The organism is Deltaproteobacteria bacterium (assembly GCA_020845895.1).
Classification (GTDB): domain Bacteria; phylum Lernaellota; class Lernaellaia; order JACKCT01; family JACKCT01; genus JADLEX01.
Map to the genome: position 1 here is coordinate 18426 of JADLEX010000040.1, position 12424 is coordinate 30849.

Here is a 12424-nt window from a genome sequence, read left to right on the forward strand (position 1 = left end):
GTCGCCTCGACAAATCTCAGATGAAATCATCGTGCGCCAATGGATTCTGAAGTCGCCAGAGGTACCGGTTCGATGCGTGCATCCGGCAGACGTCGCGGCAGCGCGCGAGGTCCAGTCGATTCTCGACAAAATCCACAACGTTCTTTCGTCGATCGGACTCCCAGATCGCGGACATCGACTGGCTGTTCAGGTCGCCGACGAAAAAGTCGTTGTCCCCCGCGAACACGTTGCACTCCCACACCCGTCCGTCCGCGCCGACGAAGTTCAGGAAGTGTGTTCCGTGGCACTGGGCGTAGGGTTTCTCGCGTCCGGTCTGACGAGCCGATTCGATGCGGGCGATGACGGAAAAGGATTCGGTCGCGAGCGGCGCGATCCGCGCCGCGAGTTCTTCGAACACTTCGAGGTCGGTCGCGATTCCTCGCATGGACTTCGGATGTTCGGAGTAAGGTTTGAGACTGAAATAATCCGCGCCCGACTCGCGCGCGCGAAGGACGAAACGTTCAACGTCGTGCGGTCTCTGGTCGAGCAGGACGAGTTGGACTCCGATCGTCACGGCCAGTTCGAGCGACCGCTTTCGCGCGACGGCCGCCTCGAAGTTCGCCATGACCTTCGCGAAGTCCGACGGCCGCGTCCGGTGCATTCGGGCGTATTCGAGCGGATGTGAACCGTTGATCGAAAATCGGATCCACTTCAGGTCGTCGATCAATCCGATCCCCGCGTCGCGCAGGCGGCGGCCGTTCGTCGTCACCGACGCGCTCATGCGCTTCGACGCCCGCTCGATCAGTTCCGCCGCGTTCGGGTGCAGAACCGGCTCGCCGTGCCCGCTGAACATGATCGAACGGTTTCCCATCGATGCGAGTTCGTCGATCGTGCGGGATGCGAGGTCACGATCCATGAATCGGGCCGGTTTGTTGACGAGGTGTTCCACCCCGCAAAACCGACACGCGTGGTTGCAGGCCGTCGTCAGTTCGAATTCGGTGTAGATCGGCGCGGGCGTCCGACCCGTCCGGAGCCACTCGGCGACGCGCTCCGGGAACAGGCTCAGGCGCTGCGCGTCGAAAGCGGTGTCGAATGACGGGCCCTGTTCCGGTCGAGCGTCCGCCGGGACCGGCGCGGTCGCGTCGCGCGACGACATCACTCGACCTCCCGGATTTCGACGGACGTATGGCCGAACTCCTGAAAGCGGTTCGTCTTGATCTTGACATCGCACGGGTGGCACGAACCGAAGGCGTCGCAAGGCGCGAACGCATCGGACAGTCGAAGATCCGCATCGAGAATGTGACCGCGCGGATTGCGCCGGGCGTACAGATCCGCGTGACAACGATACACGTCGCCGTTCGGATCAATCAACAGCTCGGACGGCCGGCAGCGCACGGAACGCCGTTCGCCGGTCATGGCGTCCGCATATCGATAGGTTCCGAGTGTCCGCCCGCGATGCGACCCGAGAAATTCCTTCGTGCGGATATCGATGGCCATCTTCGCGCATGTCTCGTAAGCGCGCCGATTCGCGTCGGCATGCGCCGGATGGTCGATCACATAGACGCCGACCGGAAATCCGGCATCGATCAGCGTTCGCACCGACGAGAGCAAGTCGTCCAACCGGCTCTGCGTGGGGTGGTAAGACACCCGGATGGAGGCGTACGGGGCCCTGCGCCGGAGGCGATCGGCGGGCACGGTCTTCACGAATCGGCGCACATCGAAGGACAGATTCGTCAGGATGTCGATGTGCAGGTCGTCACGAAGACCGAGAATGATTTCCAGAAAATCGGGATGCAAGCTCGGCTCGCCGCCTTGAAGCGTGACCGGAAGATCGTCCGGCAGCCGCAGTCGGTTGAGTCCCTCGACCCACTGCGAGCCCGTCAGTCCGAATGTGCCTTTCCACAGCCTGACGCGGGATTTGCCGACCGTGTTGATGCAGTAGAAGCAGCTCTTGTTGCAATCGAGCGTCAGAAACACGCCGACGTAGTTGAACCGCGCGGGCAATACCTCGGGGGTCAATTCGCCAGGCGTATCGCGATGGGCGAGAGGCGACGCCATCAATCTCCCGACTCCGCGCCCGCGACGGACGCGCCGAGTCCAAATGCGTGCCGGGATGATTCCGACTCCCCGATGCCCAATTGGTTCAGCAGGCGCCGCGTGTAGGCGATCCCCCTTTCGCGGTCGGCCCGATCGGGCGCCCATTTTGCGTACTGGGTCGACATCCCTTCGACGAAGGGACCGTTGGCGATCTCATGCGTGATGAAATCATCCGACAACGGAATGATCGCGTGGTGACGGGCGGACTCGAACCGGATGGCGTGCGTCGAGCCCGCATCCAACCGAATCGACCACGCGACGGCGCCCCGATCGTCGAATCCGATCGCGATGCCGCGTCCGGACACGGCGCGAACGCTCTCGACGCGATCCGAATGCCGATGCGGCGGATGATAAACATCGCGCGAAAAGACGATCACCATCTCCTGCAGGGGATCGCTCACGTGATCGTGAAGGCACCATCGCACATCCAGACCGACGTGATCCCGCGCGATCTCCCGGAGCCGATCGATGACCGCGGAATCGATCCGGGCGGGATAGTTCGTGCATCGGAGCACGAGCGATCGCTCGTCGCGGCGTTCGATCCTGAAGTCGTTCGTTTCGGCTCCGCGCGCGCCGGAACCCGGCGTCGAGCCCGCGGCGGCAAGCGCATCGATGGCGGATGCGTGCCCGCGAAAGTCATCGGAATGATCGGTTGCCAAGACCAAAGCGGACCCCAGCGAGCGGCCTGTGCCCGTCGCACCCGGATGCGCGGAGTCGAATCCGTCGATAGGAAATTCATTAACAGATTGGGGGTGGTCCTTCAACGCCATCGGCCTCCTTCGTACCGTCGGTCACACAGGACCGCCGCGTCGGGAGTCTCTGCATACGCGATTTGACGCGCTCGCGGGAGCGCCCGAAGATACATCGATGCGGTTTCGGATCATGGTGTTCGCGCTCGTCGCGATGGTCGGATGCGGACGATCGCCGGCTACGGACGACGCGCCGATCGACTTCGATCGCTCGTTCGCGCGGGCGTTGCGAACGAGTGTCCCCGCATATCCGGGCGCGGACGTCGAGATCGCACTCGCGTTGGTCGGGAATGATGGATCGCCGATGAGCCTGGACGCACCCGTTCGCATCGGGTGCCGCGGAGCGAACCCGCGTGGTGACGGGCAGCCCGTGCGCAGGGGCCGATACCGTTTCTGGGTCGAGCCCCGGCTCGACGCACGTCGGGCGACCTGCGCCATATCGCTCGGGTCTCGGGTCTTTCCCAAAGCCGTGGGATTCGACATCGTCGCTCCCTGCGCGCGTGAAACGGAGGAGATCGATCGCACCCGGGCGGACGCGATCGCCCGGCGCTACGCCCCCGTCTTTTACCAGGACGTCGGCCGTTCGCCGCGCGCGGACTTTCTGGCGGCCATCGATTTCGACGACAACCTGGACGCGCGCGACAACCGCGAGAATCTCGACGCTTGGCCGCTCGTGGGGACGGTGTATTATTCGGTCGTCGAGACATCGACGCACGTCTTCGTCGTCTATGCCGTCTTCCATCCCGTCAACTACGGATTCCTGCTCGACGGAACGTCGGAGTTCACGGAAAACAACATGACCGGCCTGCTCGTCGTGGCGGACCGTTCCGCACCCGACCGCCCGCCGATTTTCGTCGAGACTTACGTCGACGGGCAGTTTCTCCAGTATTCGGGTGACGCGCGAATCCTTCCGCGCTCCGAAAATATCGATGGCGTTGTCCCGTTCGAGGACCGAACGCATCCTCGGGTGTTCCTCGAAGCCGGCCGGCACGGCTGCCTGATTTCCTCCGATATCGTGATCGGCGAATTCACGGGCGAGCCAGGCGGCAACTTTCTCGGCGGTGACGGCGTGGTGTATCGGGCGGCGGACGAAGCCCGCGAACCGGAAAGCCCGAACGACCGCAACGCGTCGTATCGTCTCGTTTCGACGTTCGACACGCTTTGGAAAATGCGCGGGGCCGGGGAGCGAAGCCCGTTGTTCGTGGACACGTTTCGCATGGAGACCGGATGCGAATATCCCGAGCGGTTCGCGAGTTCCGGCGGCGTTCGACGCGGCGGGCGGCCGCCATGGGCGTGGGACGACACGGACGACGAGGACGTGCGGATCGGCGAATGGTTCCTGTGGCCCGCGTGGGTCACGCAGAGCCACGTTCAGATGCCGCAGCCCTTCGACTTGCAGTACGTCAGCAATCCGTGTCTCGGGGTCGGCGACTGATCGACCCGCGAGCCGGACAGCGCGAACGGTCACGAACGCGCGAGGAACCTTCGGAAAAGGTCCGGCCCGCTCGGAATCACGAGCCCCGTCGCAGCGGCGTCGAATTCATTGTAACCGCGCCCCGTCGCGTCGCCGACGTCCGTCGATCCCGCGAGCACGTACGGCACCGGCGAATTGGTGTGCGTACGCAGGGCGAGCGGCGTGGGGTGATCGGGCAAGATCAAGAGTCGATACGACGGCTGCGTCCGCAGGTAATCGAGCATCGGCGCGACGACATTCGTGTCGAAGTCTTCGATCGCCTGTTTTTTCAATTCAGGCTTGCCGACGTGGCCGCACTCGTCCGGCGCTTCGACGTGGACGAAGACGAAGTCGCCGCCCGACTCCAGAAACTCGACCGCGGCCGCGACCTTTCCCGCGTAGTTCGTGTCGAGCCAACCCGTCGCGCCCTCGACGTGAAGGACCTTGAGCCCGAGATAAACCCCGATCCCGCGCACCAAATCGACCGCCGACACCACCGCACCGTCGAGCCCGTATTGCTCGCGCATCGTGGGAATCGTCGGGGCCTTTCCCTGCCCCCAAAACCAGATCTGCGTGACCGGCGTCTTGAGCCGGGTGTTTTCGGGCAGATTCGCGAATACGTCGCGCGACCGTTCCATCAGCGAGTTGAGGAGATCGGCTCCGGTGCCGCGCGGCAGGTGACCGTCAATGCGCTCGCCCATGATGTCGTGCGGCGCGCGCGTCTTCAGCGAATCGTCGAATCCCCGTGCAACGCCGAGATGCCGATAACCGACTCCCGGGTAAAACTTGACCCCGTCGCCCGCGAACGCGTCGTTGAGCGCCTCAATCAGCGGGCGGGCGTCGTCCGACGAAATGTGCCCGGCGGAGTAGTCGTCCATCACGAGCGCGCCGCCCTCGGCTTGTCGCAGCGTGACGAGATTCGTGCGCAGGGCGGTTTCGTCGGGCGCAAGGCGCACGCCGATGCTGGCCGCCTCGAGCGGCGCGCGGCCCGAGTACACCCGCTCCGGCGCGTAACCGATGGCGGAGAGATTGGCGACGTCGGAACCCGGCGACATGCCGGGCGGAATCGTATTCACGAGTCCAAGTTCGCCGCGCCTCGCCAGCGCATCCATCACCGGCGTATTCGCCGCCTGCATCACGGTCAGGCCGCCGAACGCCTCGTGCGGCTCGTCGGCCATGCCGTCGCCCAGCAAAACCACGTACTTCGTCATGTCAGACCCAGCGCGCGAACGACCGATTCTTCGTCCGCGTCGATTTTGATCGGTGGTTCGCTCACGGCGATGGCGCGATCGGGATCCTTGAGTCCGTGCCCCGTCAGCGTGCACACGATGGTTTCCCCCCCGGAGAGGTCGAGTCGGTCGGCGTATTTGAGCAAACCCGCGACGGACGCCGCAGACGCCGGTTCACAGAAGATGCCGTCCTCCGCCGCGAGGCGTCGATATGCGGCGAGAATCTCGTCGTCGGTCACCATGTCGATCGTACCGCCCGACTCGTCGCGCGCGGCGACGGCCTGTTTCCAACTCGCCGGGTTGCCGATGCGGATCGCCGTCGCGATCGTCTCGGGATTCGCGACCGGATGCCCAAGCACGATGGGCGCGGACCCGGCTGCCTGAAAGCCCATCATCTTCGGTCGCTCGCCGACCAGCCCGCGCTCGAACCACTGCGTGTAGCCGAGCCAATACGCGGTGATGTTGCCCGCGTTGCCCACCGGCAGAAAGTGGTAATCCGGCGCGCGCCCGCCGAGCGCCTCGATGATTTCGAAACTCGCCGTCTTCTGGCCCTGGATTCGATGCGGGTTGATCGAATTGACCAGCGTGACGGGATACTTCTCGCTGACCTCGACCACGAGACGCAATGCGTCGTCAAAGTTGCCCTGCACCTGCAGCACCGTCGCGCCGTGCATCATCGCCTGCGAGAGTTTACCGAGCGCGATCTTGCCGTCGGGGATGAGAACGTACGACCGCATGCCCGCGCGCGACGCGTAGGCTGCCGCCGATGCCGACGTGTTGCCCGTGCTGGCACAGATCACGGCGCGCGCGCCGGATTCCTTCGCCTTGCTGATCGCCATCGTCATCCCGCGGTCCTTGAACGACCCGGTGGGATTGAGCCCCTCGAACTTACAGAGGACGCGCACGCCGCGCCCGACCGCCGCCGCGATCGACGGCGCGGGAATGAGCGGCGTATTGCCTTCGAACAGCGTGACGACATCTTCGTCGCGCGCGACATCGAGCCACTCGCGGTAGGCGCGGATGAGACCGGGCCACGCGTGATGCGACGGTTTCACGGAACCTCCCGAAGAACTTTCATAACGACCGTGGGGCGCGTCACGTGGGGCGACGCATCGATTTCCGCGATGGACTCGCGTATCGCTCCCGTCGTCGCCTCGTGCGTGAGAATGATGACCGGCACCGCCTCGTGGCGATCGCGCCCGTGCTGCACCACCTGGGCAATGCTGATGCCGTGCTGCGCCAGGTGCGTCGCGATATTCGCGAGCACGCCCGGGCGGTCGAGCGCGGTGAAACGCAGATAATACTCGGCCGGAATCTCGTCCTGGGGCAGGATGTCGGCGCGCGCGCGGCTTTCTTCCGGCACGCCCGTCGGAAACTCGTCGCACGGGGCGGTACTCGTGGCAACGCGCGCGATTTCGATCATGTCCGCGACGACCGCATTTGCGGTCGGCATCTGTCCCGCCCCCGCGCCGGTCATGACGAGCGGGCCGACATGCTCGCCGTCGATCAGCACGGCGTTGACCGCGCCGTGCACCTGCCCGATCACCGAGGACGAGGGTACGAGCGTGGGATCGACCGAAAGCCCGATCCGGTCCGCTTCGTCCCGGCGCGCCACGGCGAGCAGCTTGATCGTCATCCCCATCTCGTCGGCGTAAGCGATGTCTTCCGTCGCGATCGCCTCGATCCCCTGCGCACGCACATCTGACGCGGACACCCGAACGCCCCACGCCAGCATCGCCAGGAGCGTGAGCTTATGCGCCGAATCCATGCCGTTCACGTCGAGCGTAGGATCGACCTCGGCGAAACCCCGCCGCTGCGCCTCGGCAAGCGTCTCGGCGAGCGGCGCACGCCGTTGCGTCATCTCGGTGAGAATGAAATTGCACGTGCCGTTCACGATACCGACGACTCGCCGGATGTTTTCCGACGCGAAACCCGTCTTCAGAAGTTGAATGATCGGCACGCCGCCGCAAACGCTGGCTTCGAATCCGATCTTTCGTCCGGTCCGCGTGGCTGCGGCGAAGATTTCGTCTCCGCATTCCGACAGCAGAGCTTTGTTGGCGGTGACGACGTTCTTGCCGGTCTCGAACGCGCGCAGGAGCACGCGACGCGGAATCTCCACGCCGCCCATAAGTTCAACGAGCAAATCCACATCCGAAGCCGCCGCGACCGCTTCGGGGTCGGTTGTGCCCCGCGATGCGTCCATGCCGAGCTCGGCCCACTTTTCCGGCGAACGCGACGCGAATCGCGTGATTTGAAAGGACGTTCCCGTTCGGCGTTCGAGTTCCGCCGTGTGGTTTCGCAGGATGTGCAGAACGCCGGAGCCGACCGTTCCGAGGCCAATCAATCCGACGCGGATGGTTCTCATGGGTACAGCTCCGAGGGTGGCCTGATGCGGTCAGGATACGGCTGAGAGGTCGACCTGTCGGTCGGCCAGGTAGCTGGAACGCACCAGCGGGCCCGACGCGACGAAGCGAAATCCGAGCGAGCGGGCGTGATCGCGGAACTCGTCGAATTCGGCGGGCGTGACGTAGCGGTGCACCGGTTGGTTGCTCTCGCGCGGGCGTAGATATTGACCGATGGTCAGCGCACGAACGCCGTTCGCGTAAAGGTCGGCAAGCGTCGCGTGCACTTCGTCGTTGGTTTCGCCGAGTCCGACCATGATGCCACTCTTCACGAGCGCGTCGGGGCGGCGAGCGGCCATCGAAGAGAGCACGGCGAGCGAACGGTCGTACTCGGCTTGTGGGCGAACCTTGCGCTGCAACCGCCGGACGGTTTCGATGTTGTGATTGAAGATGTCGTACGGCGAACCCGCGACGATCTCGAGCAATTCGGGCCGCGCATGGAAATCCGGCGTGAGAATCTCGACGATGATGGATGCGTCGCGCGACTTGAGTTCACGAACGCACGCCGCGAAATGCGCCGCCCCTTCGTCGGGCAAATCATCGCGCGCCACCGACGTGATGACCACATGCCGCAACCCGACCTCCACGATCATGTCGGCGAGACGGCGCGGCTCCTCGAGGTTCAGTTCGCCCGGGCGATCCCGCACGATGGCGCAAAACGAGCAATTGCGCGTGCAGATGTCACCCATAATCATCACGGTCGCCGTCGGACGTTGAAAGCACTCGCCGATATTCGGGCACTTCGCCGATTCGCACACGGTATGCAGACCGGCTTGACGCAGCCGCACCTTCAGGTCGTGGGCCGCGCCCAGCGATCGGATATGCGGTTTCGCCCATTCGGGCAGGCGATGCGGGTGGTGTTTGACCATGCTAGCCGATCGTTCCGAATTCGAGACGGTCTCCAAAACGGTGGCGGAGGATTCGCTCCACGGCGGGGTCGGCGCGAAGATCCGTCCGCTTGCCCCACCACGTCCGCGCCGCGTTTCGGGCCTGTTCCAACGTGTCCACGTCGCGCGCCAGACTGGCGAAACGAAGTCTCGGCAAGCCGTGCTGGCGAGCACCCAACATATCGCCGGGCCCCCGGATTGCCAAGTCCTCATCGGCGATGCGAAAGCCATCGTCGCAGTCGACGAGCGTCTGGAGCCGACGTTTCGCGGTCTCGGTCAGCGGACCGCGACTGCACAGAACGCACAGGCCCGGGCGGTCGGACCGCCACACCCGGCCGCGGATCTGATGCAAGGAGGAGAGGCCGAAACGCTGCGCATCCTCGATCAGCACCGCGCCGGCCTCGGCCACGTCCACACCGACCTCGATCACGGTCGTCGCGACGAGCACCCGCGTTCGCCCCTCCGCGAAGTCCCGCAGCGCCCGCTCCTTGTCGACACCGGACATTTGCCCGTGGAGGAGGCCGATCGGAATACCGGCGAATCGCATCTCGGCCTCTTTTCGGAAGAATCCCACCGCGTTCGCGATGTCGGACGCCTCCGATTCTTCCACGGCGGGAAAGACAACAAATACGCGATCGCCGCGCGCCAGGGTCGGCGCAAGAAGCCCGAAGGCGCGATCACGTTCGTCTTCGACCCACACCGTCTCGCCGCCTTGGCGCCCCGGCGGTCGCTCGCGGATCACGCCCAGATCGAGGTCGCCGAAAGCCGTGTGCGCGAGAGAGCGCGGGATCGGCGTGGCGGACATGACGAGCACGTGCGGCGTCAGCGCCTTGTCCGAAAGGCGCGCGCGCTGACCGACCCCGAAACGGTGCTGCTCGTCCACGACCACGAAGCCCAGGCGATCGAATTTCGCGCGCGCTCCCAGCAGGGCGTGCGTTCCAAACGCGAGGCCGATTTCGCCCCCGGCCAGTCGCCGGGCGCTTTCACGCACGACGTCCGAAGCTTCGCCGAGGAATAGACCCACGCCCACGCCGAGACGCTCGAAAATCGGCGACCACCGCTCGTATTGCTGCCTCGCCAGCACTTCGGTCGGCGCCATGAGCGCAGCCTGATATCCGCTCTCGATCACGCGCGCCGCCGCGAGAATCGCGACGATGGTCTTTCCACATCCCACGTCGCCCATGAGCAGGCGATGCATCGGTCGGTCGGCGGATAGATCCGCGTGGATGGTCGCGAGCGCCTCGGCCTGCGCCGGCGTCAGGGCGAACCCGACATCATGCAAAATCGCGTCGGCCAGCGACGATTTCATCGGAAGCCGCGCCGTTTTTCCGATTTCCGAATTTTTTCGGCGCAGCAGCAAACCGAGTTGCAGAAAAAACAGCTCGTCGAAGATCAATCGGCGGTATGCAGTCGTGTTCCGACTTGCCAGCGCGAGCGGGTCCGTCTCGTCGGAAGGTCGGTGAATCGCGCGCAGTGCGTCGGCGAGGGTCGGCAGGTCAAGGCCGAGTTCGTCGCGCGGCAACGCGTCAATCAATCGATCCTCCACGAGGTCGATGGCCTGGAGAACCCACTCCGCCAGCCGTTTCGCGGAAACGCCCTCGATTTCGGGATACTTCGGAAGATACTTGGGATACGACGCGTCCGGATCGTCGAGAAACACGACGTCGGGATGGGAGAACGCGAGCTCATCGCGATGCGTTCGCACGATCCCCGACAGCAACATCCGGCGGCCGTCGCGAAAGCTCGATCTCAGTCCCTTCGCCGTCGCGCCGAAAAAATGCGCGCGAATCTCGCCGCTGTCATCCATGATGGTGACCTTGCCGAATGCGCCGCGTCCGCCCCAGCCGCGCGACGAAACAGCGCTCGTGGCCGTTCCGATCACATGAGCGGGTTCGCCGTCGCGAAGCACCGCGATCGGTGTGATGCGGGTTCGATCGACATAGCCGTGGGGAACGATCGTGATGAGGTCTTCGACGCGCTCGTATCCGGCGGCGGCGAGTCGCTTCGCGACGGCGGGTCCCACGCCGTGAAGACGTGTCAGCTCCATGTCCGGCAAACCCGGTCGGGGGCGGTCAGTGCCTTCGGCCGCGACGACGCCGTCGCTGCGCGTCGTTCTTTTCGTCGCGCTGGAATTTCAGTTCGTCGCGCGGCTCGCCGCCCGGGGCCCCTGCATCACCTTGCGGCGCCGGTGCGTTTTGGGGTCGCTGTGCTTGCGGGGGCGGTCCCCCCTGCGGTCGTTGGGGCGGCGGAGGGCCTTGTGGACGATTCGAGGGTGGTCCGCCCTGCGTCCGTTGCGGCTGCGGTCCCGCTTGCGGCTTCTGGGGATGGGGACCGCCCTGCGGACGGTTCTGCTGCGGCGCGTTCGGGCCGCCACCGGGACGATCGGAACGGGGTTTCTGACCGTGCTGCGGCTGGGGACGCCGATTTCGGTCGCCGTCGAAACGCCGTTGCTCGTCCTGAACCGGCGGCTTGGGTTGGTGGCGACGCGATTCGGCCTCGCGGCGTCGCTTTTCTTCCTCTTCCTGGCGACGCACCTCTCGCATCTCCGCCTCGACCAGATCGGCGGTGAGCGCCGGGGGCGGCGGCATTTCGATGCGATCCGCGGTGACCGCGTTGTCGGTCTCGATCAGGCTCTCGATGCGATTCAGAAGCTTTTCGGTATCGCCCAGGACCTGCTCCTGAGCCTCCTGGTCCGCGGAATCGAATCCGTCGAAGTCGTGAAGAATCTCGGTCAGCGCGACCTCGACGGGAATGCGCAGGTCGGCGCGGGCGATCTGGTCCTTGACCTTGTTGCGGATGATCGTCTGCACCCGCTCGATCGGACGGTTGTTGGTCCGATCCGCCCGCACCTGGGTGTAGAGATCGCGGAGTTCGGTAATCAGATTCTGAAGGTTTTCCATCGTTTCGGGCTCCCGGGAATCGCGCCGCCGTTCCTCGCGCGAACAGACAGTGTGCGCGAAGGGCGCGATGCGATCAAGTCGAACTTCGGCTTACATGAGTTCCTTGTAGAACTGAAGGGGATCGATGCGCGGAAACTGATATTGCTTGATCTTGCACTGGGCGAGACGGATATACAGGTCGCGCGCGTGATCGGGATCACCCGCCGCGATGCCCTTCGCCACGTTTTGAATCAGCTTGTTCGCACGACGCGGGTGGAACCGAATCAGATCGCCGAATCGCAGCTCTCCCTCGAACGGCAATACCCGCGCGTCGAAGATCTCGCCCTTGATGAAGGACACCGGATTGTCCTCGCCGACGACCAGTTTCTCGTCGGTGAACAGATCGCGGCATTCGACTCGATCGTCGTGCACGCGCTTGATGAGAAAGAGACCCCGCCGGGACTGGAGGAAGCCGGCGAAGACTTCGTGGTCGCGCTCGGCGGGATCGCGGGCGATCTCCTCGACGAAGACCGCCAGAGGAGTCCGGCCCACATCGTCGAGCGGACGCTCGAACAAAAACCAGTCGAGGTACCCTTTCATCACTTCTTCGTAGTAGTCCTCGTTGTCGGGCTTGACGCCGATCTGGCCGAAATAGAATCGGCGGGCTTCGGTCATTTCGATGCGGTAGCGGTCGTGCGCGAACTGCGCGACACGGTCCAGATAGTCGGAGAGCGGCGCGGTCATCGCGG

The 12424-nt window shown here is 64.6% G+C and carries 11 protein-coding genes; 1 reads left to right on the plus strand and 10 read right to left on the minus strand.

Going from position 1 to position 12424, the window contains the following annotated elements; genetic code table 11:
* Nucleotides 1-16: 16 nt before the first annotated feature.
* The 3 genes from IT350_04910 to IT350_04920 are packed head-to-tail and all read right to left on the minus strand — an operon-like array spanning nt 17 to nt 2735.
* Nucleotides 17-1135 (minus strand): radical SAM protein, encoded by a 1119-nt coding sequence (locus tag IT350_04910; GenBank protein MCC6157371.1) that lies wholly within the window; start codon nt 1133-1135, stop codon nt 17-19.
* Nucleotides 1135-2037 carry a radical SAM protein gene (locus IT350_04915; GenBank protein MCC6157372.1) on the minus strand — a complete coding sequence of 301 codons (903 nt, stop codon included), beginning with the start codon at nt 2035-2037 and terminating at the stop codon, nt 1135-1137. Before IT350_04915 ends, IT350_04910 begins: the two co-directional genes overlap by 1 nt.
* Nucleotides 2037-2735: a cupin fold metalloprotein, WbuC family gene (locus IT350_04920; GenBank protein ID MCC6157373.1), complete on the minus strand. Its 699-nt coding sequence runs from the start codon at nt 2733-2735 to the stop codon at nt 2037-2039. The genes IT350_04915 and IT350_04920 overlap by 1 nt, the downstream gene beginning before the upstream one ends.
* 208 nt (nt 2736-2943) lie before the next feature.
* On the opposite strand from IT350_04920, the gene IT350_04925 reads away from it, so the two are divergent.
* The gene (locus IT350_04925; protein ID MCC6157374.1) at nt 2944-4260 is read left to right on the plus strand and encodes a hypothetical protein; all 1317 of its coding nucleotides are present in this window, start codon (nt 2944-2946) and stop codon (nt 4258-4260) included.
* Between the two features lie 29 nt (nt 4261-4289).
* Here the strand turns inward: IT350_04925 and IT350_04930 are convergent, their stop codons facing one another.
* The 7 genes from IT350_04930 to IT350_04960 all read right to left on the minus strand — a co-directional run bounded on the left by IT350_04930 (nt 4290) and on the right by IT350_04960 (nt 12419).
* A complete protein-coding gene (locus IT350_04930; protein ID MCC6157375.1) occupies nt 4290-5489 on the minus strand; it encodes a cofactor-independent phosphoglycerate mutase in 1200 nt (399 codons plus the stop codon).
* Entirely contained in the window at nt 5486-6562 is a 1077-nt protein-coding gene (locus tag IT350_04935; GenBank protein MCC6157376.1) for a threonine synthase, read from the minus strand. The genes IT350_04930 and IT350_04935 overlap by 4 nt, the downstream gene beginning before the upstream one ends.
* Entirely contained in the window at nt 6559-7872 is a 1314-nt protein-coding gene (locus tag IT350_04940) for a homoserine dehydrogenase (GenBank protein MCC6157377.1), read from the minus strand. Before IT350_04940 ends, IT350_04935 begins: the two co-directional genes overlap by 4 nt.
* 30 nt (nt 7873-7902) lie before the next feature.
* On the minus strand, nt 7903-8778 hold the full coding sequence (lipA, locus tag IT350_04945) for a lipoyl synthase (GenBank protein MCC6157378.1): 876 nt from the start codon (nt 8776-8778) through the stop codon (nt 7903-7905).
* Between the two features lies 1 nt (nt 8779).
* Nucleotides 8780-10843 (minus strand): ATP-dependent DNA helicase RecG, encoded by a 2064-nt coding sequence (locus tag IT350_04950; protein MCC6157379.1) that lies wholly within the window; start codon nt 10841-10843, stop codon nt 8780-8782.
* A gap of 25 nt (nt 10844-10868) precedes the next feature.
* The gene (locus tag IT350_04955; protein MCC6157380.1) at nt 10869-11696 is read right to left on the minus strand and encodes a hypothetical protein; all 828 of its coding nucleotides are present in this window, start codon (nt 11694-11696) and stop codon (nt 10869-10871) included.
* A 90-nt stretch (nt 11697-11786) separates the two neighbouring features.
* Nucleotides 11787-12419, minus strand: a complete 633-nt coding sequence (locus tag IT350_04960) for a hypothetical protein (protein MCC6157381.1) — start codon at nt 12417-12419, stop codon at nt 11787-11789.
* Nucleotides 12420-12424 lie beyond the last annotated feature (5 nt).